General features: G+C 36.2%; 32 protein-coding genes, 1 other RNA gene and 1 pseudogene. 18 read left to right on the top strand and 16 right to left on the bottom strand.

The features are described 5' to 3' along the window. Positions 1 to 9 precede the first annotated feature (9 nt). The 10 genes and pseudogenes from ACQ7EO_RS04355 to ACQ7EO_RS04310 all read right to left on the bottom strand — a co-directional run bounded on the left by ACQ7EO_RS04355 (position 10) and on the right by ACQ7EO_RS04310 (position 4,424). A complete protein-coding gene (locus ACQ7EO_RS04355) occupies positions 10 to 687 on the bottom strand; it encodes a metallophosphoesterase (protein ID WP_434278950.1) in 678 nt (225 codons plus the stop codon). Beyond that, positions 684 to 1,022, bottom strand: a pseudogene (locus ACQ7EO_RS04350) (RusA family crossover junction endodeoxyribonuclease); the annotation flags it as partial. The pseudogene ACQ7EO_RS04350 and the gene ACQ7EO_RS04355, both read right to left, overlap by 4 nt. A gap of 2 nt (positions 1,023 to 1,024) precedes the next feature. Further along, positions 1,025 to 1,297, bottom strand: a complete 273-nt coding sequence (locus ACQ7EO_RS04345; RefSeq protein ID WP_434278949.1) for a hypothetical protein — start codon at positions 1,295 to 1,297, stop codon at positions 1,025 to 1,027. Continuing rightward, entirely contained in the window at positions 1,294 to 1,545 is a 252-nt protein-coding gene (locus ACQ7EO_RS04340; protein ID WP_434278948.1) for a hypothetical protein, read from the bottom strand. The genes ACQ7EO_RS04345 and ACQ7EO_RS04340 overlap by 4 nt, the downstream gene beginning before the upstream one ends. After that, entirely contained in the window at positions 1,542 to 1,757 is a 216-nt protein-coding gene (locus ACQ7EO_RS04335) for a hypothetical protein (RefSeq protein ID WP_434278947.1), read from the bottom strand. The genes ACQ7EO_RS04340 and ACQ7EO_RS04335 overlap by 4 nt, the downstream gene beginning before the upstream one ends. Continuing rightward, positions 1,754 to 1,978 (bottom strand): hypothetical protein, encoded by a 225-nt coding sequence (locus ACQ7EO_RS04330; protein ID WP_419820061.1) that lies wholly within the window; start codon positions 1,976 to 1,978, stop codon positions 1,754 to 1,756. The genes ACQ7EO_RS04335 and ACQ7EO_RS04330 overlap by 4 nt, the downstream gene beginning before the upstream one ends. After that, on the bottom strand, positions 1,975 to 2,883 hold the full coding sequence (locus tag ACQ7EO_RS04325) for a hypothetical protein (RefSeq protein ID WP_434278946.1): 909 nt from the start codon (positions 2,881 to 2,883) through the stop codon (positions 1,975 to 1,977). The genes ACQ7EO_RS04330 and ACQ7EO_RS04325 overlap by 4 nt, the downstream gene beginning before the upstream one ends. After that, a complete protein-coding gene (locus ACQ7EO_RS04320) occupies positions 2,876 to 3,769 on the bottom strand; it encodes a helix-turn-helix domain-containing protein (RefSeq protein ID WP_434278945.1) in 894 nt (297 codons plus the stop codon). Before ACQ7EO_RS04320 ends, ACQ7EO_RS04325 begins: the two co-directional genes overlap by 8 nt. A gap of 59 nt (positions 3,770 to 3,828) precedes the next feature. Further along, a complete protein-coding gene (locus tag ACQ7EO_RS04315; RefSeq protein WP_434278944.1) occupies positions 3,829 to 4,185 on the bottom strand; it encodes a hypothetical protein in 357 nt (118 codons plus the stop codon). A gap of 8 nt (positions 4,186 to 4,193) precedes the next feature. Next, complete coding sequence (locus tag ACQ7EO_RS04310; RefSeq protein ID WP_096734592.1) at positions 4,194 to 4,424, bottom strand: Cro/CI family transcriptional regulator; 231 nt, start codon at positions 4,422 to 4,424, stop codon at positions 4,194 to 4,196. A 121-nt stretch (positions 4,425 to 4,545) separates the two neighbouring features. Between ACQ7EO_RS04310 and ACQ7EO_RS04305 the strand changes: the two genes are divergently transcribed. The 13 genes from ACQ7EO_RS04305 to ACQ7EO_RS04245 all read left to right on the top strand — a co-directional run bounded on the left by ACQ7EO_RS04305 (position 4,546) and on the right by ACQ7EO_RS04245 (position 11,724). Beyond that, a complete protein-coding gene (locus ACQ7EO_RS04305) occupies positions 4,546 to 5,217 on the top strand; it encodes an XRE family transcriptional regulator (protein WP_327857664.1) in 672 nt (223 codons plus the stop codon). A gap of 29 nt (positions 5,218 to 5,246) precedes the next feature. Then, positions 5,247 to 5,549 carry a hypothetical protein gene (locus ACQ7EO_RS04300; protein ID WP_434278943.1) on the top strand — a complete coding sequence of 101 codons (303 nt, stop codon included), beginning with the start codon at positions 5,247 to 5,249 and terminating at the stop codon, positions 5,547 to 5,549. A 147-nt stretch (positions 5,550 to 5,696) separates the two neighbouring features. Next, positions 5,697 to 6,656, top strand: a complete 960-nt coding sequence (locus tag ACQ7EO_RS04295) for an ABC-three component system protein (RefSeq protein WP_434278942.1) — start codon at positions 5,697 to 5,699, stop codon at positions 6,654 to 6,656. Continuing rightward, the gene (locus tag ACQ7EO_RS04290) at positions 6,649 to 6,900 is read left to right on the top strand and encodes an ABC-three component system middle component 8 (RefSeq protein ID WP_434278941.1); all 252 of its coding nucleotides are present in this window, start codon (positions 6,649 to 6,651) and stop codon (positions 6,898 to 6,900) included. The genes ACQ7EO_RS04295 and ACQ7EO_RS04290 overlap by 8 nt, the downstream gene beginning before the upstream one ends. Further along, positions 6,887 to 8,683, top strand: coding sequence for a DUF2326 domain-containing protein (locus ACQ7EO_RS04285; RefSeq protein WP_434278940.1), 1,797 nt, complete (start codon positions 6,887 to 6,889; stop codon positions 8,681 to 8,683). Before ACQ7EO_RS04290 ends, ACQ7EO_RS04285 begins: the two co-directional genes overlap by 14 nt. A 69-nt stretch (positions 8,684 to 8,752) precedes the next feature. Further along, a complete protein-coding gene (locus tag ACQ7EO_RS04280; RefSeq protein WP_434278939.1) occupies positions 8,753 to 9,079 on the top strand; it encodes a hypothetical protein in 327 nt (108 codons plus the stop codon). Positions 9,080 to 9,426: 347 nt separating this feature from the next. Further along, positions 9,427 to 9,738, top strand: a complete 312-nt coding sequence (locus tag ACQ7EO_RS04275) for a hypothetical protein (RefSeq protein ID WP_303577970.1) — start codon at positions 9,427 to 9,429, stop codon at positions 9,736 to 9,738. Next, entirely contained in the window at positions 9,735 to 10,022 is a 288-nt protein-coding gene (locus ACQ7EO_RS04270; RefSeq protein ID WP_434278938.1) for a hypothetical protein, read from the top strand. The genes ACQ7EO_RS04275 and ACQ7EO_RS04270 overlap by 4 nt, the downstream gene beginning before the upstream one ends. A gap of 9 nt (positions 10,023 to 10,031) precedes the next feature. Beyond that, positions 10,032 to 10,538, top strand: coding sequence for a hypothetical protein (locus ACQ7EO_RS04265; RefSeq protein WP_434278937.1), 507 nt, complete (start codon positions 10,032 to 10,034; stop codon positions 10,536 to 10,538). Then, positions 10,525 to 11,148 carry a hypothetical protein gene (locus tag ACQ7EO_RS04260; protein ID WP_434278936.1) on the top strand — a complete coding sequence of 208 codons (624 nt, stop codon included), beginning with the start codon at positions 10,525 to 10,527 and terminating at the stop codon, positions 11,146 to 11,148. The genes ACQ7EO_RS04265 and ACQ7EO_RS04260 overlap by 14 nt, the downstream gene beginning before the upstream one ends. Next, a complete protein-coding gene (locus ACQ7EO_RS04255; protein WP_434278935.1) occupies positions 11,145 to 11,360 on the top strand; it encodes a hypothetical protein in 216 nt (71 codons plus the stop codon). Before ACQ7EO_RS04260 ends, ACQ7EO_RS04255 begins: the two co-directional genes overlap by 4 nt. Next, positions 11,357 to 11,554: a hypothetical protein gene (locus ACQ7EO_RS04250; protein ID WP_303577975.1), complete on the top strand. Its 198-nt coding sequence runs from the start codon at positions 11,357 to 11,359 to the stop codon at positions 11,552 to 11,554. The genes ACQ7EO_RS04255 and ACQ7EO_RS04250 overlap by 4 nt, the downstream gene beginning before the upstream one ends. Further along, on the top strand, positions 11,551 to 11,724 hold the full coding sequence (locus ACQ7EO_RS04245; protein ID WP_171252532.1) for a hypothetical protein: 174 nt from the start codon (positions 11,551 to 11,553) through the stop codon (positions 11,722 to 11,724). The genes ACQ7EO_RS04250 and ACQ7EO_RS04245 overlap by 4 nt, the downstream gene beginning before the upstream one ends. Here the strand turns inward: ACQ7EO_RS04245 and ACQ7EO_RS04240 are convergent. Both ACQ7EO_RS04240 and ssrA read right to left on the bottom strand, forming a co-directional pair. Further along, entirely contained in the window at positions 11,721 to 12,866 is a 1,146-nt protein-coding gene (locus ACQ7EO_RS04240; RefSeq protein ID WP_434278934.1) for a tyrosine-type recombinase/integrase, read from the bottom strand. The genes ACQ7EO_RS04245 and ACQ7EO_RS04240 overlap by 4 nt on opposite strands. Before the next feature lie 193 nt (positions 12,867 to 13,059). Beyond that, positions 13,060 to 13,418, bottom strand: a transfer-messenger RNA (tmRNA) gene (gene ssrA, locus ACQ7EO_RS04235). Positions 13,419 to 13,548: 130 nt separating this feature from the next. On the opposite strand from ssrA, the gene glpK reads away from it, so the two are divergent. Next, a complete protein-coding gene (gene glpK, locus ACQ7EO_RS04230) occupies positions 13,549 to 15,030 on the top strand; it encodes a glycerol kinase GlpK (protein ID WP_034614061.1) in 1,482 nt (493 codons plus the stop codon). 87 nt (positions 15,031 to 15,117) lie between these two features. Here the strand turns inward: glpK and def are convergent, their stop codons facing one another. Next, positions 15,118 to 15,597: a peptide deformylase gene (def, locus tag ACQ7EO_RS04225; RefSeq protein ID WP_034614064.1), complete on the bottom strand. Its 480-nt coding sequence runs from the start codon at positions 15,595 to 15,597 to the stop codon at positions 15,118 to 15,120. A 204-nt stretch (positions 15,598 to 15,801) separates the two neighbouring features. Between def and ACQ7EO_RS04220 the strand changes: the two genes are divergently transcribed. After that, complete coding sequence (locus tag ACQ7EO_RS04220) at positions 15,802 to 16,005, top strand: hypothetical protein (RefSeq protein ID WP_004723627.1); 204 nt, start codon at positions 15,802 to 15,804, stop codon at positions 16,003 to 16,005. A gap of 194 nt (positions 16,006 to 16,199) precedes the next feature. Further along, positions 16,200 to 17,474, top strand: coding sequence for an MFS transporter (locus ACQ7EO_RS04215; RefSeq protein ID WP_434278933.1), 1,275 nt, complete (start codon positions 16,200 to 16,202; stop codon positions 17,472 to 17,474). On the opposite strand, the gene ACQ7EO_RS04210 is transcribed toward ACQ7EO_RS04215, so the two are convergent. The 3 genes from ACQ7EO_RS04210 to pnuC form a co-directional block, all read right to left on the bottom strand. Further along, positions 17,471 to 18,631 (bottom strand): GGDEF domain-containing protein, encoded by a 1,161-nt coding sequence (locus ACQ7EO_RS04210; protein WP_434279589.1) that lies wholly within the window; start codon positions 18,629 to 18,631, stop codon positions 17,471 to 17,473. The two genes, ACQ7EO_RS04215 and ACQ7EO_RS04210, sit on opposite strands and share 4 nt — an antisense overlap. A 732-nt stretch (positions 18,632 to 19,363) precedes the next feature. Further along, complete coding sequence (locus tag ACQ7EO_RS04205) at positions 19,364 to 19,660, bottom strand: hypothetical protein (RefSeq protein ID WP_034614068.1); 297 nt, start codon at positions 19,658 to 19,660, stop codon at positions 19,364 to 19,366. Positions 19,661 to 19,682: 22 nt separating this feature from the next. Further along, entirely contained in the window at positions 19,683 to 20,267 is a 585-nt protein-coding gene (gene pnuC, locus ACQ7EO_RS04200) for a nicotinamide riboside transporter PnuC (protein WP_034614071.1), read from the bottom strand. Positions 20,268 to 21,232: 965 nt separating this feature from the next. Between pnuC and ACQ7EO_RS04195 the strand changes: the two genes are divergently transcribed. Both ACQ7EO_RS04195 and ACQ7EO_RS04190 read left to right on the top strand, forming a co-directional pair. Continuing rightward, on the top strand, positions 21,233 to 21,877 hold the full coding sequence (locus ACQ7EO_RS04195; RefSeq protein WP_270386389.1) for a YqiJ family protein: 645 nt from the start codon (positions 21,233 to 21,235) through the stop codon (positions 21,875 to 21,877). Positions 21,878 to 21,907: 30 nt separating this feature from the next. After that, positions 21,908 to 23,614 (top strand): flotillin family protein, encoded by a 1,707-nt coding sequence (locus tag ACQ7EO_RS04190; RefSeq protein WP_105714682.1) that lies wholly within the window; start codon positions 21,908 to 21,910, stop codon positions 23,612 to 23,614. Positions 23,615 to 23,835 lie beyond the last annotated feature (221 nt).

Raw genomic sequence — 23,835 nt, 5'->3', positions numbered from 1 at the left:
CCAAGCCCCTTAAACTTTACTCAAATCTAAAATTGTCATAGTTCCCCAATGCACCGCACCTGTATCAATGTAATAGCAATTGTCACGCTTGAGTGGCTTTGGAGTGACTGTATGCCCCATGATGACCGCATCTACACCTGAAACATTGGTATATTGTTCACTGTCTGTATTTGCACGGGCACGTCCCCATATTGCCAATTCTACTGGTCCTCGAAATGGTGAAATTTCATATTCAAATGAGCTTTTAAATTGATTCCAGTCATTTTGTTCTATGTGTCCATGAACAAAACCGTATTTACGCCCCTTGTGATTGATCTCTAGCACAACAGGCAATTTAGAAAAGGCTTTTGCAATGTTGTACATCGCTTGTCCATCTAGCTGATAAAACCACTCTCCACCATTTGAGATATGACGGCGCTTATATGATTCTTCTTGAATCCCACCTATACATAAATCCTCATGATTACCAAGAACAGACGTAAACCAAGGCTTTGACAGCAACTCAACACACTCAATGTTTTGAATGCCTCGATCCACCAAATCACCTACTGCAACCAACAAATCCTTTTCAAAATCAAAACCAATTTCATTTAAACGATTCATCAGCAAGTTGTAGCATCCGTGAATATCACCGACTGCATAGAGCTTGCCTTTGATCTCTTTGTCCCAAACTTTGACTAAGCTCATACTTCCACCACTTTAATTTTTACCAATCCACCCTTAACCACATTTCCACGTTTTACTAGCAACTCGTCAAACTGTTCATCATCTTCACATAAACCACACTTCACCAAACTATCTAAAACTGCTTTTAAATGATTGTCGATATCTCTAGTACGTCGATCTGGAAAATGAAAAGTAATCTCTGCTTTGAGCCTAGCTGTGCTTTTGAGAGGCTTAACAAACAAACTCACAATCTTCTGAAAATTTTTAGCTCGCTGGCTTAAGTAACGTCTTTTCCCTGCTGCCACCCAGTAATGGTTCACACTAGGCGGAATCATGGCAATTTCACAATTGAGTAAACTCATAAATCCACCACCATTGTGCTTGGACTTACGTGATTGCGAATGTCTGTAACATGATCAGTGACATCATCTAAACTATGCCCTGCTTTGGTTTCAGCATGACGAAGCTGTGACTTGTTGTACCAATCCCAATGTGTTGTACCAAGAACATCAAATTTATCAATGTCACTTCGATAATCTATGATCTTCCCAACAAAAACCCCATCAAGAATTGGAGCAATGACGAGATCACCTTTCTTAAATTCCTTTGCATCGTTGTTTATAGTTGTCATAGTGCCACCTTAAATAACTCTTTTGCTTTCTTGGTAGGTTCATAAAAGATCGTTGTGTTATATCCTTTACGGCGCTTACTTTTAATAAATCCTAGCTGTTCTAAATCTCTTAAATATCGTTGTGCTGTTCTGATTTCTTTATCCAAAACTTTTTCTGTAATGTCGTATCGGTTTACTGCACGAGAATTGAATGTGATGAAAATCAAAACATCCAGCATTTGATCAAAGATTTCTGTAATTCTTCTCATGCAGTAATCCCCATGAAATTAACCTGAGCTTTCATTTTTGCTTTAAGTGCAGACCGCTGATTACTTATTGCTTTCGCTTCTTTGCAAAATTCACAACGGCATTTGTGTTTGTTGTATGCGTAAACAGTACCGTGATTAATTATTGCTCCGTATTGAGCAACGCCTATTTCTTCTAACCAATCAAGAGTCTGACTATCATTTTTATCTCTCATGACAACCCTCCAATACGGCACATGAATTCAATCTCAATACCGCCATAGCTTGGTTTATCAAATGTTTTAAGCTCTTTGCGAATAACAGATTCAATATGCTTTCTTGTTTTAGTGTTGAATTTGAATGCACGTTTCAAAAGCAATTGACCATTGTTGTTAGCCATTACTGTGAACTGCATTTGTTGTTCATTAATTTCAGTTACTTGTACTTGAACGCTCATACCCACTCCCCTTGCATCATTGCTCTACGCTCCTCAACAATCTGAGCAAGAGTCATTTCATAGTTTCTGATCACGTTAGGAACAGGCTTGCCGTCTTGTGCCAATCTCGCTTTGTACTGCTCCATATCGTCGAACGGATCAATATGCTGTTCTTCCACCTCTTCCCATGGCTGAACGTCCTTAAGCTCAGGTTTCATCTTGTTCACATTGCGTTTGATTAATGGACCAAGCTTTTCCAATGCTTTTTGAGCTGTCGTTTTATACTTCTCAGCATCAGCTTGGATCTCAGCCTCAGTTTGCTTGTGTTCTAATTGAGCCTGTGCAATTGATGCAGTTAAAAATCCCTCCAACTCTGCTTGTTGAATTGCTGTGATTTGTTGATCTTTGTTGGTTCCTAAACTAGTGATATAGACTGGTTTTAACCCTTGATCTTTTGCTTGAGTCACTAAACGATCGTACGCATCACAAAAGATTTTCTTCGCTTCAGCTCGTTGATACTTGTCTCCAGTCTTGACCAATTCTTCACAGCGACTGAATGCCGTAGACATTTGCTCAGTCCAGATCACAGTCAATTCCTCGCCATCAAAACCAATAGATTTTTCAGCAATTGACCAAGCCTCATGAGCACCTAACCAGTTGTCAGTTTGAGGTTCACACCACCCTGCGAATTCTGGAAAAGTAGGACAGAATGTTGACCGTTTCATTCGTGCCAAACCACGTTTGATATCGTTAGGATTTAAACCCTCAAAAACTTCACAAGCATCGTCGATAAGATCACTTTCGTATTCTTTTGCAGTTTGTTCAGGTCGAATCGGGAAAGTGTTTGAAAACTTAGCTCGGTAGTATCTCTGCATACGAGAAACAATTTCTTCAGCCCATTTTCTTGGAAAAGTTGAATCAAACATTTCGAACCTCCAAAACTTCAATTGTGCTTACAGTTCGTTCAGATTGTTTTTTGTTTGATCCAATCAAAGGAACCTGTTGAGCTTGTTGTCTTGGTTGATACGGCTGTTGTTGTACAGTGTTAAGTTTTGCCCAATCATCACGAATTGCTGTTTTGAATGCAGAATCCCAATTTAAATACTTGTACCCGTTTGCCTCACACTTGCTAATGAAATACTCAAGGTGTTGTTCAAGATGTTTGAAATTTTTCTCATTCGCCCATTTTTGAACTTGAACACTGATTTCGAAGTTTTCAGGAATTGTAGTTTTGGCTTTTCCTAAATTTGATTTTTTTACTTCGATCTTGTTTTGAGTTTTTTCAGGTTCTGATATACAAACTGGTTGTTCCTTATAGTTAATGGTAGTTATTAAATGTTTGTGTGACTCTGCGTCACTGCTTTGTGTGCTTAAAGTCACTGCTTCATGTATTAAAGTCACTGCTTCTATGTCATCAAAGTCACTGGTGACTTTCCGTAACTGGTGACTCTGCGTCACTGCTTTAGAGATATTTTCAGCAATAAATTTGTACTTCGTGTTTCGTCCCTTTGCTCTTTTTGCAACAAGCAAACCCACTTTTTCAAGTTCACGAAGATGATGACAAACAACCCTATTTGACAGCCCTGAGTCAGCCATGAGTGTTTGAATTGTTGGATAGCAAATGCCTGTTTCATAATCCGCATAAGTCGCTAAGATGATACCAACAAGTTTTGTTGTGGAATGTAGATCCACTGAGCGAATCCCATTCACATAATTGAATTTCTTCTCCGACATAGCTTGTCGCTCTTTTTTTGGAAACTGAACCAGCTCTCCTTGTAGGATCGGCGGTTCATGTGCTAAATTTGTTTTCATATTCATTGGTTCCTAATTGATGAATTGAAACCACTCCAGTTGTCGCTGGCAGTGGTTTTTTAATACCCAAATTCCGCTAATCGTGGTGCTATAGACGCAAATTGATAGTCGTTAACGTCACCAGAATGTGTAATTTGCATTCGAGCTAAAAAGAAAATCGCTTCCACGAACTTCCTCTCATAACACTCGTAAGTTTCTGGAATAACTTGAACTCCAAGTTTGTCCAACATCACGCAAATAGTTTCAAGATCAGTCAAACCATTGTTTTTACGTTCATTCTTAAACTTAGATAGCCAAGATGCGTCTAGTCCTAATTCGTCTGCAAGTGTGCTGTTAACTATCACTGCAAGACGTTGCAAGATTTGTGTGTGGGTATTTCTGGCTCTTGCACTTAATTCAATAGATACTTTGCTCATGGTGGTTCCTAAGCGCTTAAAGGTTGGAATTCTTTTAAAGATGGACACAACTCTGTTGCTTTAAATTTTCCATCGGTTGCTTTTTCTGCTCGCATGGCTACAAGTTCGGACATATTTTTTGTGCCTCTGACCCAAGCTGAAACTGCTGGCTGTTTTACTTGCAAAGCATTAGCAGTGCTTTCTTGACTACCAAAATGCTGAACAAGTAGCTGAAACTTATTATTAGTTTGCTTACTCATAGTTATATCTCCAAAAGATATAACCAATATTATAACTATAGTTATTGCTAGTCAATAATTATAGTTATTTGATTACTTATAACCTAGGTTATATATTGTTATAAAATAGAGGTACTTGTTTATGTCGCTTAAAGATCGTTTAAAAGAATCAAGAAAGATCGCTGGTAAAACACAAGCGGAAGTAGCTGAAGCAGTAAAAATCTCTCAACCTGCTTACCAGGCGCTTGAATCTGGCAGAAACCAAAAGTCAGCATTTCTACCAATGATTGCTCAATTTTTAGGGGTCGACCCTTTCTGGCTAACTACAGGTAATGAAAGTGATTCTTTTGAAGCTAAAGATGTGCATAAACCAACTGTTGTTGAGCATGGATCAGACAATGATTTTATTTGGATTGATGTTGTAGAGGCTAATTTTTCTTGTGGTGCTGGCGAGTCAATTGAATTCCATTTTGATGTCATAAATGGGAAATTCCCTTTTTCCCCTGCATTTATGAAAGATAAAGGTGTTACAGAAAAAACAATGAAGATCATTAAGGCCAAGGGCGATAGCATGGCTGACTTCATTAAAGACGGCGATTTAGTAGGAATTAATTTAGCCCAAACAGAGATCATTGATGGTGAGATTTATGCTTTCTATTTTGCTGGAGAAGGCATGATTAAGCAGATATTTAAAGAAGCTGATGGCTCATTGATTCTTCATAGTTTAAATGAGAAGTACAGAGACAAAGTGGTAACTGAAGACAATGGTTCTAATTTTAAAATAATGGGGCGTCAATTCTGGCGTGCTGGATAATTAAAATTTCTTAAATAAAAGAGAATGTTATGATCGCAACACTTAATAAATACAAAACTGCGCTAACAATTAATCGTCAAGAATTTAAATTGGCATTAGCTAAAATTGGCGCAGGAATTGATAAACAAATAGCCTCGCTTAAAAAAGCTAAGCAAAGCTATGACGCTGCGGAAATTGCACGTGAGGTCATTACTGAAGCAAATATCTTTGAAGCAATTATTGAAGGTTTTAACGAAGCAGAAGAAACTAATCTAAAGCTAACAGATATAACCAATCTAGAAGTAGCACAAGGATGGATAGATGAGTTTTTAGAAACGTATTCTGAGGCATAAAAAGCCTAAAGCAATGTTTATTTGCTAGATAAATAAACAGCGAACCCAACACAATCCTTAAATTATTTTGGGTTGCATAGGGATGTGAGTTAATACATTCTACGTAAATTTCTACAAAGCAATTATTCTTATAAAAGGTAAATTGGCATGATGTACCAATATCACGATATACATGACAGTGATTTTGAAAAATTAGTTGTATTAATATGTTGTGAGATTTTAGGAGAAGGGGTTCAAGGGTTTTCTAAAGGTGCTGATAGTGGAAAAGATGGAAAGTTCATAGGCACTGCAAATATTTATCCTAGCAGATCATCTCCTTGGAGCGGTACAACAATTATACAGGCCAAGCATACAACTGGAATTAACAAACATTTTTTAGAATCAGATTTTTATAGTGAGAACTCTAAAAGTTGCATCGTAGATGAAGAAATTGCAAAAATCATTAAGCTCATAGAAAATAAAGAACTTGATAATTATATGCTTTTTGCTAACCGTAAACTCACTGGCGGTGCTGAACCAATTATCAAAAAATATATAGCTGAAAAAACAGGATTACCGCCTGAAAATATTGCTATTTTGGGTATAGATGATCTAGATAAATGGTTAGCAAGATTTCAATATATTGTGAATATAGTTAATTTAACCCCCTTAACTATTTCACCAATCATCAGGCCAGACCAGTTAGCTGAAGTAATTGAACATTTTTCTAAAACATTTAATAAAACAATTAAAAGTCACGAGTTTACTCCAGTAGAGAGAACAACATACGAGAAAAAAAATGAACTTAATAATATCACTAAGGAGTTGGTAGCATTTTTTAATCGAAATTATATGAGCTATGCACATCAAGTAGCATCTTTTCTCGATGATCCTCAGAATTCATCACTAAATGATCTATACTATGAAGCAGTTGAAGAATTCCAATTACGTTTTGTCATGCCTAAGCAGCAAGTAAAAAATGGGATACTTTTTGATGAAATTTTCAATGACTTAGTTGAGCTTCTATTGAGTAGAGACTATATTTTATCAACAAATATTAAGCTAACTCGGATTATGGTATTTTATATGTATTGGCATTGTGATATTGGGACATCTGAAGATGATTAGACCTAGTAAGCACAATCACCCTGATAAAACTTTGATTTATGCAAGTTATCTAATGCTAGATAAGCTTAGTTCACAACGTGTTATGAAATACGATGAATTACTTGTATTTATAAAAAGTAAAATCACAAGTGGTGAATTTCTGTTTTTACCTGCCCTAGACTTTTTGTATCTCTTAGGTTTGGTTGAGTATCGTGCTAAAACAGACTCTATAGAGTACACAGAGAAATCACATGAAGCTATCTAAATTGTATAGTAATCAACATACTTTATTTTTACCAATTGAGTTCCAAAGTGGACTCAATGTTGTACTCGGCCAAATTAAACATCCTGAAAACTATAAAAAAGATACACACAATCTTGGTAAAACAACCCTTGCCAAGCTTTTGGATTTCATGTTTCTCGCTCAAAGGCATCCTAAACAGTTTTTATTCAAAAAATTTGATACTTTTAAATGTTTTATCTTTTTTTTAGAGATAGAGTTAAATGATGGGCAGTTTCTAACAATTAAGCGGCCTGTCGAGACTAATACTAGAATTAGCTTTAAACTGCATAAAGAGAAATTTCAGGACTTTTCAAATTTAGCAGATGATGAGTGGAATCATGATAAAGTTACCTTTGATCAAGCTAAAAATTTATTGGATGGTTGGCTAAACTTTGATGTTTTAAAGAATTGGAATTATAGACAAATTTTAGGTTACCTCATTCGTACCCAAGATGATTTTAATAATGTCTTTAAATTGCAGAAACATCAAGGTAAAGATCTATATTGGAAACCTTATATGGCTGACTTATTAGGCTTCAAAGGAGAATTAGCTACTACCAACTATGAAAAGCAATCTGAAATCTCTAAGATTGAAGAAAAAATTAAGCCTCATTCTAAAAACTATCAAAATCTTAATGAAGAATTGAGTAGTATTGATGGAAAAATATTAATCCGAAATAATGAGTTAGAAAATCTTGAAAAATTTATTGATGAATTTAATTTCACCCCACTTGATCAAGAAAAAATTGAAGAGTTAGTGGATAATCTTGATGTAACAATTGCTCAGTTAAATATGGCTGAATACACCATCAAGAATAATATTAGTAGAATTGAAGATTCTCTTAATATTGAAGAAATAAAATTTGACACTAATAAAGTTAAAAAATTATTTACAGAAGCATCAATATTATTCCCTGAGCAAATAACTAAGGATTTTGATCAGCTTATCAGTTTCAACAAAATAATTACTGAAGAAAGAAAATCATATCTAAATGAGGAACTAATAAATTTAAAGAAAGAGTTGGAAGAAACCATAAATCAATTAGTTAAATTAAACCAAGAGCGTTCAAAACAAATAAATTTCCTTGGTGAGACAGAAGTTGTTCAAAAGTTCAAAAAATCTAATAATCAACTGGCTCAAATAAAAGGCGATATTGAGTTTTTAAATAAGCAAAAGGAAGTAATAGATAGAGTATTACTGTTAGAGAAAAATAAAAGAGATTTAAATAAAGAATTAGATGATATTCAAAGTAAAATGCAGATTAATGTCCAAAATGTAAATGAGGATATTAATAGTACTTTTTCAAAAATTCGAATCTACTTTAATGAAATAATAAGTGAAATTTTAGATAAAGAAGGTAGTATAACAGTATATCTTAACAATGAAGGTAACTTCGAATTTGATGCGACATATAGAGATAAAAAAGGCATAGATACAAGTGAAGGTGATGGGCACTCTTATAGACAGTTATTATGTTTTGCTTTTGATCTTGCAGTGGCTCGAACATATATAAATGAAAATTATCCTAAATTTTTATATATAGATGGTGTTTTTGATAATCTAGATATTCGCAAAAAAAGAAATACCTTAAATGTATTGAGAAAATATACAGAATTCGGTATCCAAATTATTATTACTACAATTGAGTCTGAAGTTTCAGAGTTATCAACAATAGATAATCCTGTATTCTCTTCTAATGAAATTATATTAACCTTACATGATGATGGGCAAAATGGAAGGCTATTTAAAATGCCTATTTGGTAAAAATAATATCTAATTTGCCCCTACATCGGTTTACTTTCACCAAACAAAATCCTAAGAAGAATCTACCTTATGGAAACTGTATCATTTTTATGTTTATTAACTTTTTCTATATTCGGTTGCGATGAACCAGAGCAAATTTCACCTGAACGTGAACAGCTTCTTGAGGTATATAAAGAAGTGGATCTGAAAATTACATCGTATCTTGGGACTCTGGCAGCCCCAACAACATCTATAGAAGAACGTAAAAAAGTTATTTGTGAGGAATTTCCTATTACCTATAAACAAGAATACCTTCCGATTTATCTAAAGCTAGCTGAGCCTGCAGATGTTGATACCAGTACAGATATTCTAAAAACAATCGATTCGTATAAAGCTAGATACAATATTCAGTGCTAATACCAAAATATCAAAACAACCCGCCCTATGTGGGTTTTCTTTTGTCTATTAAAATACAAATATAACTATAAGTATATTTTTTATAACTATAGTGTTGACTATAATAATAACTAAAGTTATATTTATCTCATACACAAACAAAAGCCCACTTAGACGGCAAATCAGAAGTGGGCTTGTACTCAGTACGAGGTAATTATGTCACACAAAAAACCACAACGTCTACTGACGATAGATCAAATCATTAAGCGTCAGATTTGGAGTCGTATCCAAAGCCTCTTTCTATTCGCAATTATTTTCACTCTATTCTTCTCAATGGCTTACTTAGCTTTGTATCAGGGGTAAAAACAATGAATATGCCCCTACTCACACTGCCAGTAGTCATCAAGCCACCTTTCAGACTTGACGAAATCAGTTTAGATCAAGGTCAAGCAGACTTCTTTACTGAGAATGATGAGTTTTGTTTGGAAGTGAAATTTAATGCTCGTTACTTCAAAGATGGGGATGGCTTTCAAACTTGGAAAGATGCAGATATTGAAGAACTATGCGATATCAAGGCATACAACGAAGATGGCTTACTCGATCATTTTTATATTAATCCACAAAATTGGGATGTTCTAAAAGAAGCTATCGAGCAAGAAGTTCAGGAGAGATTGTTATGAAACTCTATGAAATTGAGGTTTCGCGCTTAAAAGCAAAAATTAAGAAAGCCATCAAGCAATTAAAAATAACCTGCACTTTGTATGGCTTTGAAACTTTAGATTTATCTGAATCAGTTTGGATTCACAAGATAGAAAACAATGAATTGGTTTTTAGTAAATCAGTTCTATTAAATGCCAGTAAGCATCAAGACAGTTTACAAATTTATGTTTTAAACCAACAACTTGAGAAAATTAATGAAATTAAAACTTTCGTTAAGTCAAGTGTTTATGAATTAGTGGCTTAGGAGAAAGAGATGAATTCTCAAGTTCAAAATAGAACGCACTGGAAGCAATTAATTAATCCTAAATATTTAGGTGTTTATTGCCTCCCAAATGGGCAGGATCTGACTATCACGATCCGTTCAGTAGGTCGTGAAATTGTTATTGGTGACGGAGGTAAAAAAGAAGAATGTACTGTCGCACAACTCGTAAATTCAAAACCTATGATTCTTAACCGAACCAACTGTAAAACCATTGAACGAATGTATGGTCCATATTTAGAGGATTGGGCTGGAAAATCAATCACAGTGTTTGAGTCATCTGTAAAAGTTGCTGGTGAAATCGTTGCTTGTTTGCGAGTCAGAAAAGAAGTACCACACGTTCAGAAAGTATTGCATCCAATTACCCCGCAGCAGTTCGATAAAGCATTGAAAGCAGTTGAATCAGGACATTACACCATTGAGCAAATAGTTGCTGGATATGCCTTAACTCAAGATCAGCTTAGTCAATTAAATGGAGTGAAGAAGAATGAAACTAATTAGAGCTTCATCGATGGGGAGGATTATGCCCTACCCTGAAAAAGATACTTTAAGCAGTGGCGCATATACATATCTTGAGTGCTTAGCATCACAAGTTGCTTTAGATTGGGATGAGGATTTAAGTTTTAACATGGTCGAAAAAGGACGCATTGTTGAGCAAGATTCTATTGATCTTTATAACAGTTATAACTTCACAAGTTATGTGAAAAATACTGAACGTAAAAACTCAGAACTAATCACTGGCGAATGCGACATTGATGATATGGAAAACAGCCTAATCATTGATATCAAATCTTCTTGGTCTAAAGCAACTCACCCCTACCAATTGAAGCTAGGCGGTAAAACAGCGTATGAATGGCAACTCTTAGCCTACATGCACCTATGGGATAGAAACCAAGCTGAACTAGCACATTGCTTAGTTGATACACCATACGAATTGATTGGCTATGAAGATGACAATCTGCATGAAGTAAATCATATCGACAAAGCATTACGTGTGACTACGCTTCGTTTTGAACGTGATGCAATCAAAGAAAAACAAATGTTGGCCAAAGCAAAAACAGCACAATATGTTTTGGCTGAATTACTTGATAAGAAAGGAATTGCAGCATGAGTAAACCAATTTCAAATGATGACATTGATTACATATCAGATTTAGCTGAACAGTTAGCTCCACGTGTAATCAGTGGGAATGGCTTTACAGTTGAATTAGATGCAGATCAAACCACTTTGTTCTATCACATTCTTACGGATTTTATTGTGAATAATCAAATGAGTGATGATTTGCCAAAGGATATTCGGAAAGCATTGGGGGAAGTGGCGTGAAAAATCACATAGGTATTCGATCTAAACTCAAAGAGCTCAATGTAGAAATGATGTCTACGGTAATGCGTCGAGATCAATATCAAAAAGAAGGCAATGAGTTTGCATTTGATTTAATGCTTGGAAAGCTGGGAGAAATTTTGGCTCAAATTAAAATGTTGAAATGGGTTTTAGAAGAAAAGGAGCAAGGTTTATGAAATGGTACTCTATGACGCAAGTAGCGAGTGAATTAGGTGTGTGTCTAAATACTTTCAAAAAATACTATTTAGAGAAGTATCCACCTGATCAGGAGTTTGGAGTTCAAAAGAAATATACAGCTTCAACTTTGCTAAGGATGAAAAAAGAAATATTGAAGGAAGGCGCTTAATTAGCGCCTTTCATCCAACGATCAACTTGCTCTGAATACCACTTCATCAACTCTACCCTTTCATCCCAATATTCAGCTCTGTTGTAAATACCGCGAATACGATCTTTGGGAACGTGCGCAATTTGGTATTCAATTACATCAGGTCTGAATAGTTTTGAGTTATTTGTGTGGGTAGAGAATAAAGATCGAAAACCATGTGTAACCATCTGCCCTGCATAACCATTTCGCTTGATGATTGCTAAAATACTTTCAGATCGGACATGCTCACCAGGATTTCGAGTGTGCTTAAAGATATAACCATTATCCGTCTTATGATCATATAGTTCTTTAAATAGCGTGTAAGTTTGATCAGTCAAAGGTACAACATGATCTCTACGCATTTTCATTCGAGATGCTGGAATCACCCACTGTCTATTTTCTAAATCTATTTCGCCACTATCCCAACGCGATTGAAGTAACTCAGAAATACGAACGGCTGTGTAACATGCGAGTTTAAGTGCGTGTAACAGTTCTGGTGTAACATTACTATGTGTTACACGGTTCCAAAACTCAGGCATCTGCTCTGCATCAAGACTTGGCATATTACGAACGGTTTGCTGTGGGATAACATCAGAAATCAAAGTACATGGATTTTTTTGCGTATAATCTGAAGCAATAGCAAAGTTAAAGATTTCATTTAGTAATCGTAGTGAACGTTTTGCGGTTTCTAGTGTTCCCTTATTCACGATTTCTTTTACTTTCTTAACGATTATTTTTCTATCAACTTCATCAATCGGCTGATTTTTAAAATCTTCAGTAATATAATTCAGCCTATAAATAACTGTATCTATGTACTTTTTACTGGACCAACGCGGCGTCATCAGTTTAAGCCACTCTTCAATCACAGCATTTACTGATGGTGAATTTAGCATTTTGCCTTGTGCTTCAGCTTTACACTGACGAGCTAACTGGCGGGCGTCTTTGCACCCTAGCTCAGGGTATTCACCTAAATTCTTTCTAGTCTGTTTTCCATTAACCCGGTATGAAACGATCCATTTCTTTTTACCTGTAGGAAATACATCAACTGACAAACCCTCACCATCTGCAAGTGAATATCTTTTTTCTTTTGGTTTTAAAGCTTTTACTTGTGAGTCTGAAAGCATAGTTCACCTGTTACACGCGTGTCACACCTGTGTAACATCATATAGTGATAGTGCGTGATTTTCAAATAATGCCTGTCTATGTCCATGATAGATATTCAGGCATTAAAAAAGCCCTGAAACTGTTAAATTTCAAGGCTTTATTAAGTTTCATGATACATCGTATAACTAAGTGACAGATCATGATTTACAAATTTGGTGGAGATGGCGGGAGTTGAACCCGCGTCCGCCAACACTACACTCGAGAATACTACATGCTTAGATATCGTCAATTATTTTAACATTAAGTGACCCGACGAACAGGGTACAAAACGCGATCCTCTAAGTTTAGTATAAAGCCCCGAGGCTTGACTTTATACGGACTTGTGTGCGTGCGCTACAGTCGGGTCCACTGACCACAAGTATTCAGTGAAGCGGACAAGCTGCCCTTAGGCAGCTAGAGCGTAAGATTCGTCGTTTGCGACTAAAATATGCAAATTTGATTTACGAGAGAAAATGCGCTCTCGGCATGCATCTATGAGCTTCATCATCGGCGTCGAAGCCAATAACATCCCCAGATAACACGGCCATCATAACATAATTGTTGCAAATTAAGCAGATAATTCACTACATTTATATCAAATGATGCGCCTAGTTCTATAATTGCGCTACTATCACTATTTTTCAAGGGACAAATATAAAAAAGATGAGCTATTTACTCTCACTTGATCAAGGAACGACCTCTAGCAGAGCAATTATCTTCGATGAGCACGGAAAGGTATATGCCTCTGCTCAACGGGAAACCCAAATTAAAACCCCACATTCGGGCTGGGTTGAGCAAGATGCCATGGAGATTTGGACCACACAAATCACCGTCGTACAGCAAGCAATCGCATCGGCAAGACTATTGGCCAAAGACATTAAAGCACTGGGTTTAACCAACCAACGTGAAACCACTGTAGTTTGGGATAAGCGAACAGGTAAACCACTTGCCCCTGCCATCGTTTGGCAAGACCGCCGCGCTACAGACTGGTGCAATCAGTTAGTTCAAAACAATTTATCTGAAAAAATTCACAAAAAAACAGGATTAAGAATCGATCCTTATTTTAGTGCTGGAAAACTGGTTTGGTTATTGGAAAATGTGCAAGGCTTAAGAGCACTGGCTGAACAAAATCATGTAGCATTCGGTACAGTCGACAGTTGGTTGATTTGGAATTTAACCCAAGGTTCCGAACACGTCATCGAGGCAAGTAATGCTTCACGTACCATGTTGATGGATTTAAAAACACAGCAATGGGATGCGGAATTAATTGAATTATTTAATATCCCAGCGAGTGTTCTGCCTAAAATTATCCAATCCGATTGTTATATTGCCAATACCGCCACAGGGCTTCTTGGCGCGGAAATTCCAATTTGTGGCGTATTAGGTGATCAACAGTCTGCACTCTTTGGGCAATCATGTTTTGAAGCTGGAACAGCCAAAAACACCTATGGGACAGGCTGTTTTATGCTGTTCAATACAGGAACAGATATTCAATATAGCAAAAATAAATTACTCACCACCTTAGCATGGAAGTGCCAAGACCAATCTCATTATGCATTAGAAGGCAGTGTATTTATGGCTGGTGCGATTGTGCAATGGTTAAGAGATGGTTTAGGAATTATCAAAAATAGTGCTGAAGTTGAAAAGTTAGCTTGCCAAGTTGACACTACAGATGGTGTCGTTTTGGTTCCAGCCTTTACAGGTTTAGGAGCGCCACATTGGGACAGTGAAGCGCGCGCTTTACTCTGTGGAATGTCACGTGGAACCAATAAATCACATATTGCCAGAGCTGCCTTAGAATCCATTGCATTCCAAGTTTCTGATGTATTAACTGCAATGCAATCGGATATCGCACAGCCCTTAAAACAATTGCGTGTGGATGGTGGCGCAAGCCAAAATGATATGCTAATGCAATTTCAGGCAGATATTTTAAATGTACCTGTGCTACGCCCTAAACTTTTGGAATCTACCGCTTGGGGTGCTGCTGCATTGGCAGGATTAAAGGCAGGTGTTTTTAATAATCTCAGTGAAATTTCCGAATCTTGGCAATTAGATCGTGCTTTTGAGCCGAAGATGAGCGCAGACCAAAGACAATATCATTTAAGCTTATGGAATGGTGCTTTGCAGCGCGCGAAGTCCAATTAACAATATCCAATTAACAACTCTGCTTAGAAAAGCTTGGCTAAAATTAAAGATAAAATTCAAGATAATTTTTAGCCAAGCTTGCTCAGTTTAAAGTCTTTCAACAAACAGTATTCCATTTAAATGGTCGATTTCATGTTGCACAATGCGTGCAGGAAAACCATGAAATTGCTGAATAATCTTTTCGCCAGTCAGCGTAAAAAATTGTACAGTAACTGCTTCAGCACGAGCCACTTGCCCTCTTTCATTCGGCACACTTAAACATCCTTCCTCACCCAAGATGGTCTGTTCAGATTTCTCTAAGATTTCAGGATTAATCATTGTGATTGCATCCATTTCGGGTGCGTCTGGATAGCGAGGATTCGCTCTTGAAGCAACAATAATCACCCGTTTAGAAACATAGACTTGTGGTGCGGCGATCCCAACACCATTACGCTCTAACATGGTGGCCTGTAAGGCATTGGATAATTCGTTTAGCCAAGTACTTGAAAACTCAGCCTCAGCCACAGGCGCTGCGATTAATTTTAAAACGTCTTCACCACGTTGGGCGACAGGTAACACGGCACTCATTATCTTGTACCTTGATCAAATGTAAATTAAATAAATATGAGTGTAGCATTTGAAATGCGCTTTCCAATTCAATTATTGTGCAAAAATATGTAGGTTATGTACAAATGAATTTCTATTTACCTAAGCCAAATGACAGCTTGTCTTTTAAGCCATTTTTAATCATGATCGTGTAAATAACAAGCGTCTAGTCTATCGTTGAAAATAATGAATACAGCACCCCTATTCTTAGGCTTGATCTTTAGCTCAATTGGCTTAGGCTATTTTATCTATGGGAAAAGACAGCGAATGAACATGCCTTTTATCTGTGGGATTACTTTAATGATTTTCCCTTATTTTATTGAAAATACAATGATTATGTCTGTATGCGGTATTATTCTGAGTGTTATCCCGTGGTTGATTCGCATGTAAATAATCAGTATTTATACCTATAAGAATTTACCTGATTACAATGCTTTTAAAGCAAAAATGATTTTTAAATTGCCTCGATCACCTATAAAAATAAGTAGGATGCATAAAAATAAATATTGATTTTTTAAGTAAAAAATAGTCAATTAAAATGATTACATTCACATTCAATATCTCTTTTAAGGCATTGCAGCATCATGGACGAAAAATTGGGCCTCAATAAGGAAGCAAAAAGAACGCTTGCATTGTCTTCTCTGGGCGGTGCGCTCGAATTTTATGATTTCGTCATTTATGTATTTTACGCAAAAATCATTGCTGAACTATTTTTCCCTAGTTCTTTAAGTCCTTTTTGGGCAATGCTGAATACTTACGGAATTTTTGCCGCAGGATATTTCTTCCGTCCTTTAGGTGGAGTGATCATGGCGCATTTTGGTGATCTCGTCGGACGTAAACGCCTGTTTAGTTTATCCATATTATTGATGGCACTCCCCACTTTGTTTATCGGTCTAATGCCAACTTATGCAGACATTGGCTTAGCTGCTCCACTGCTACTGTTGTTGATGCGCGTGGTTCAAGGCATTGCGATTGGTGGAGAAATACCCGCAGCATGGACATTTGTTTCAGAGCATGTACCAACAAAGAAAATTGGTTTTGCCAATGGTTTGCTTACAGCAGGTTTGTCACTGGGGATCTTACTGGGCGCTTTGATGTCGCTGTTTATTTCGCTTAAGTTTAGCGAAGCAGAAATCCATGCTTGGGCTTGGCGTCTCCCATTTATAGTCGGTGGAGTTTTTGGATTAATTGCCTTATATCTAAGAAGTTATTTGAAAGAAACCCCAGTATTTAAAGCGATGCAGGCGCGTAAAGAACTCTCAAAAGATCTACCCATCAAACAAGTTTTGGCATCCCATAAATCTGCCGTTGTCATTGGAATGCTGTTTACTTGGTTTTTGACCGGTTGTGTTGTGGTGATTATCCTATCTACCCCAAATTTACTGACCACCACCTTTAACTTTCCACGTGCGGATGCATTTCAAATGCAAAGCATGGCAATTCTGATGCAAATGTTGGGTTGTATATTGGCAGGTTTTCTCGCTGATCGTTTTGGTGCTGGGCGCGTAATTTGTTTAGGATCTCTCAGTGTGGCAATCACTGCAGGTCTTTTTTATTACAGTTTAGGGCATGCCGCTCATTCAACGATCTTCGGACTGTACATGTTGCTGGGGCTATTTTCTGGCACAGTCGGTGTGGTTTCCTATAGCTTGGTCAAGATGTTTCCCGCCCCAATTCGCTTTTCAGGAATTTCATTTTCATACAATGTTGCATACGCAATTGCAGGTGGCTTAACCCTACCATTGGTACAATGGTTGAGTTTATATCGCGATATTGGTGCTGTGTACTATATTGTTGTGCTTTGTCTAATTACCCTTATCACAAGTGTCATTTATCGCAAAAAATTTGAAAGGGTTTAACGGTGTTGTTTGTATCCAAATGAATGGGTAAGCTCTATTTCAAAGAAATGACAAACCTGATTACGCCCATTGTTTTTTGCCAGATATAAGGCTTGATCAGCCTGACGAATCAACTCCTCTTTTGTTGTTAAAAAAGGATTCGTTGATACTGCAACACCAAAACTTGCCGTCACTTTGATGGTCTGCTGATGATCTAATCGAATTTTTTCCTTTTCTATTGCTTGGCGACATCGTTCAGCAAGACTCATCGCATTTTCTAATGCGCCATTACTCATGAGAATAATGAACTCTTCGCCTCCAAATCGCCCAACAACATCTTGCTCACGAATATTTTCAGTTAAAATTTTTGCAACCTGTTTTAAAACAGCATCCCCAATATCGTGCCCATATTGATCATTAACACTCTTAAAATAATCTAAATCTAATAACACGATCGCAAAAGAACTTTGTTGTTGTTTTAATAGGTCAATATTCTCACCAATTCTCCTCCGGTTATAAATACCTGTAAGCGGATCGAGTACACTAATTTGCTGAATCATTTGCTCTCTTTTACGCCACTGAGTCAAAAGAATTTCAAATAAAATCAGGCTTGCTAAAAAGATCGGAATATAAAAATACAACATGCAAAACACCCAAAATGTATTTTTATATACCGACATGGATTGTAAGTGTTCACTAAAAATTGGTGCATAGGCTATTTTATGCATCAGACTTAATCCAAGGCTGATTAACATAAAACAAGTGATTGGAATGACGATTATATACACCACTTTTCGTTCAAATAATACCAATGCAACCGTGACCAAGCTGACATAACCAGCAACCGATGCTGGGCTAAAAATGCCAATACAATGCGCACCAAAAACAAAGATAAGACCAAAATATCCGATGGTTATATACGGAGTTATAATTTCAAAAATAGAATTTTTATTTAAAGCACGAATAATAAAAATAAGTGCAAAGAAACCAATTGCTGCAAAAAATAATAATCGTAGATAAATAGGGTAAAAATCTTGATTAATCCAAGCCTGTAGCTCAACTTGAGCGTTGCTAAAAAACCACCATACAATCCACAATAAAACAGCAATACCGCCTAAGAATAGAACAAGGCTACACTTCTTAAGATTACTCCAATTCATGATCATGACATCATGCATAAAGTGTTCCGTTGAGGACTGTGTTGCCATCCTACTTTTTTGTTCCATATAATAACCAATCCATAAAATTGTGAACTTCTATCTGTCGCTTTATTTATCTTTGCTCATCAGTTAAATATAACACTCCAGTAATTTTATATAAGTGTATTTCTAAAATATAGATTTTTATTCTAAATAAACCTGACGATTAGAATATTAATCCTTTATATTATTTGCAAATGTTTTCTGAAGAGCAATCATTTTATCATATTTATTTTATCAATTTTAACTTTAATTTTTTCCCAATATTTCAATAAAAAAAAGTTTTTCCGCTGACAGAATTGAATCGTTTTTTATTTTACTGGATATATCCGTCAACATTTAACTTATTTTAGGCTATACGCCAAGTTAGATACAAATACTTTAAAAACAAGATTTTTCACCTTTATAATTTTATTGTTAATTTATCCTAATTTATTTTTAACCTATATTTAAACATACTCAAAAAATCAATTTTAAAGCTCACAATTTGAAACATCATTTTAGCAGAATAAAAACTGGAAATATCCAATGAGATTGGCTTAAATCACTGTATTGATTGTCATACTGTTTTAAACTGCACACCATCAATATGGTCATTTAAATTCAGTGCACACATCAATGTGTCAGCACCACCCAAAAATCATTTGAATTCAGTTTTAAGCTTGATTTAAATAAAATATTTTTTCAAAGGCTTAACCAAAAAACTTGGCTTTATATTTTTTTATAAACTCTGATAGTTTTACTGTTAAATTTTAAACCGATAGACGTTGATTGAATTTCTATATTAAAAATCAGCGCTCTATATTTGATCTGAATACAAAATTCTTCTGCGCCATCATCCAAACCAGAAGTGCTCCACATTGTGCCCTGTGGGAACTGATCTAACCATGGGGCTTTGTAAAAATCAGAGACTGAATCAAAGTCGAGATATTGCTCAGGTTGAGCCATGATTCTTTCAACAAGTTCTTCAAACTTTTGTTTTTGTATTTGAACAAAATCAATAATCATGGCAGCCCCTTAAATAATGATGTTAAATTCCTTTATACATGCTCGCCGATTGTTTCTTTTTAACCTGTTCCCATTGCCACCATCCAAATGCAGCCAGTCCAACAAACGCTGCATATAAAGCAGCTGTTAGGAATAATTCTTTATACATAAACATCCCTACATAGACGATATCAACAAAGACCCAAAGCACCCAAGTCGCAATATGTTTACGGCTGGTCCAATAGGTTGCCAATAAACTAAATGCAGCCAGTTGGGAATCTAACATAGGCAAAGCAGCATCAGTAAAATAGTGTAGCGATAAACCAAATATTACCCCTCCAGCAGCTGCGATGATCATTTGCAGAATCACGGTTTGTACGGCAATCGGCTCTATTCGAATCTCATGATCTTGCTGCTTGCCTTTTAGCCAGTGATAAAAACCATAAAAATTCACCACCATAAAGAACACTTGTAAGATTGTTTCACCATACAATTTAAATTCAAAGAATAAATAGGCATATAAAACAAAGGCAAAGAAGTTAAATACCCAACACCACATATTTCGCTTAATCGTCAATGTGACACCAATAATACTGATAATAACCGCGAATATTTCTAATGGTGACATGGTAAAAAGCTAATCAAGACAGGAAAGGCTATTATGAAAAAATACGGCATGATTGCAAGCAAAACCAGAACTAAAATTGAGAACAGAATCTTTAATATAATTTTTTGAATTAAAATTCACAAAAAATGCTGTTGTTTTGTTTTTTGCATAATTGTTACGACAACAATATAAATTCATTAAAAATTAAATAATTAGCTTTAAATCACAGTTTATAGCGTATTGATTTTTAAAATCGTATTTCAGCATCTCAATCAGCAAGCTCAAACATGATGCGATATAGCAAATTGAGTTCAATAGCATAGACTAATCAGCACTTTTGAAAGCTGCAATTTAAGCTTTGAACGATAGCAAATTTAACTAAAATAGCTGATAAAAACTGTCTCATTTGCATGAAAAAGCAGAGAAAAGATTAATCGGGGAAATGCAGCGCAAAATTTATTTATTTTAAATAATATGTTTAAAAACATTGATTAACATCTTGTTTTTAGTTGATGTTGTTCACATTTTAATCATGTTTACGAGATTTAACACTTGTTTACGTGAATACCAATGAATTTACAGAGGGGAACCTCTACTATCAAACTTAAGTTATGAACAATCCCCAAAGTTCATAACATTTCTCCTTAACCGAACTGTGAAAGCAGATTCGTTGTTCTACGCAGTGATCACCCCAATCATTGCGTATTTTTTTGTCTTCAGTTCCCTCTGTAAACTCAATCAGTTATAAGGAATAGTTGGCTAAAATGCAAGCATTACTTTTCAAGCAATTTTCAAAATATAAAAGAATATATTAAATTATAAGATATTGATTTTAATTAATATCATAAAATATTTTGTTGCAATACTACGACAAAACCGATAAACTTAATTTATTAATTGAATTAACTGATGATCATTTAATTATTCAGTTCAAATTAAAAATTTTATTTATAAAAACGCGCAACAATAATTTTGAGTAGAACAATATGTGGGAATTATTTACACACTCATCCAACTTACTATTTAGTGTCAGTCTGTGCCTGATGTTTTTATTGGGTCTTGTGGAGTGTTTACTCCTTATTATTGGATCAACCTCACAAGGTTTTTTAGACCAGTTTATTCCAGATCAACTGTTAGAAACCCATCATGCGGATCTAGACATCCATACAGATCACAACCTTTTAGTGCAACTGTTAGATTGGCTCTATCTTGGTCGTGTCCCCGTCTTGGTTTGGTTGATCATTTTTCTGACTGTTTATGCGCTATTTGGTTTTATTGTGCAAAGTATATTTTTCAATTTCACTGGAAATTATTTTTCTATTTGGTTGATTGCGCCAGCCAGTCTTTTTTTATCTATGCCAATTGTCCGAGTGTGTGCAGCACTCGTTGCAAAAATTTTACCGAAAGATGAAACCACTGCGATTCACAGTGATGAACTGATTGGGCGTACTGCTCAGATTATTTTAGGTGAAGCAAAACAAAACTACCCTGCACAAGCCAAAGTCATCGATCAATTTGGACAGACCCATTATATTTTGGTTGAACCAGAATTAGATGAAATCTTTCAACAAGGTCAAAGTGTGATTTTGACACAAAGAACAAAACTAGGCTTTCAAGCAACGCCACTTTAATTTTTCAATAACAAACCTGGGTATAATAAAATGTTGAATTCAAACTTATATCAAATCCTTGTTTTAGCAGGCATTATATTGGTGGCACTGATTGTCATCGGGGTTATTATCGCCCGCCTGTATAAACGCTCAAGTAAAGAAGTTTCTTTTGTCCGTACTGGTTTTGGCGGTGAAAAAGTCATTTTAAATGGCGGTGCAATTGTATTGCCGGTTTTACATGAAGTGATTCCCGTCAATATGAATACCCTTCGTCTTGAAGTCAAACGTGCCACAGATCAAGCGTTAATTACTCGTGACCGTATGCGTGTAGATGTGATGGCTGAATTTTATGTACGGGTTAAACCAACAGCTGAATCTATTGCAACAGCTGCCCAAACCTTGGGTAAAAAAACCATGTCACCACAAGAACTCAAAGATTTGGTGGAAGGTAAATTTGTAGACTCACTGCGTGCTGTTGCCGCTGAAATGGCAATGGAAGAGCTACATGAAAAACGCGTTGATTTTGTTCAAAAAGTTCAACAAGTGGTTTCTGAAGATCTGTTTAAAAATGGCTTAGAATTAGAAACGGTTTCACTGACAGGTTTAGACCAAACCAGTTTTGAATATTTTAACCCTCAAAACGCTTTCGATGCAGAAGGTTTAACCAAACTGACTGAAACCATTGAAGACCGCCGTAAAAAACGCAATGACATTGAACAAGACAATGACTTAGCCATTAAAGCAAAAAACTTAGAAACAGAACAAGCACGCTTGCAAATTCTACGTGAAGAAGAATATGCAAAACTTCAACAAGAGCGTGAAATCGCCATTCGTAAAGCTGAGCAATCGGCAGAAATTGCAACACAAGAAGCCGCAAAAAAACGTGAAGCAGAAGAAGCTCAAATTGCTGCTGAACGTGAAGTCGAATTAAAGCGTATTGCATCTGCACGTGATGTTGAAAATGAAAATATTCAAAAAGCGCAGTTGATCCAAAAAGCCCAAGTCGAACAGAAGAAAACCATTGAATTGGCCGAGCAAGATCGTGCAATTGCGATTGCTGAAAAATCACGTGCTGAATCTGAAGCCAAAGCGTTGGCTGACCAAGCACGTGCACAAGCGGTAAAAGCGGAAGAAGAAGTGACAACTGTTCGTGAAACTCAGCGTGCAGAGCGTTTAAAAGCCGTTGAATTGGTGGCTGCAAAGCAAGTCGCTGAAACAGATGCAATTGCGATTACCGTAGCTGCAGAAGCCGCTAAACAAGCAGCTGCAGATGATGCTGAAGCAGTCCGTATTGCAGCACAAGCGGATGCTGAAAAAATACGTCTAAAAGCCAAAGGTGAAGCAGATGCAAAAATGTTGCTTGCTGCGGCACAAGAAAAGCAATATCAAGTTGATGCTGAAGGTACACGTGCAGTCAATGAAGCCAACAATGTGCTTTCAACAGAACAAGTTGAGATGCAAATCCGTTTAGCTTTATTGAAATACTTGCCTGAAATCATTCGTGAAAGTGTTAAACCAATGGAAAATATTGATGATATCAAGATTCTTCAAGTCAATGGTTTAGGCGGTATGGCAGGTTCAAATACAACAGGTGAATCTGGTGAACAAAATCAAATCGCTTTGTCTGATCAAGTGGTCAATAGTGCGCTGCGCTATCGTTCTCAAGCTCCACTGATTGATAGCTTAATGAATGAGTTAGGCATTAAAGGCGGTGATATTAATGGTTTAACGCAATCCTTAAAACCAAGCAATGACTAATAGAACTGACCTCATAATCCCTTAATTACCAGCCTCTGTCATCAGGGGCTTTTTATTGGATAGATTTTTATTCATGATCTAATACACCTGATCGTTTTTAATGGTATAGATGTTAACGATACAGATATACTTATCTCAATAAGTCATGATGAAAACTCACGATTTCTTTTAAAATCAGCTGATTCAACCAAGATCGACTATCTCAATGCTATGCTCTAACC

This window comes from Acinetobacter sp. CE-15 (genome assembly GCF_051059255.1).
GTDB classification, from domain to species: Bacteria; Pseudomonadota; Gammaproteobacteria; order Pseudomonadales; family Moraxellaceae; genus Acinetobacter; species Acinetobacter guillouiae.
Note: the sequence above shows the minus strand (reverse complement) of the source record. Positions and strands in the feature narration are given on the sequence as shown.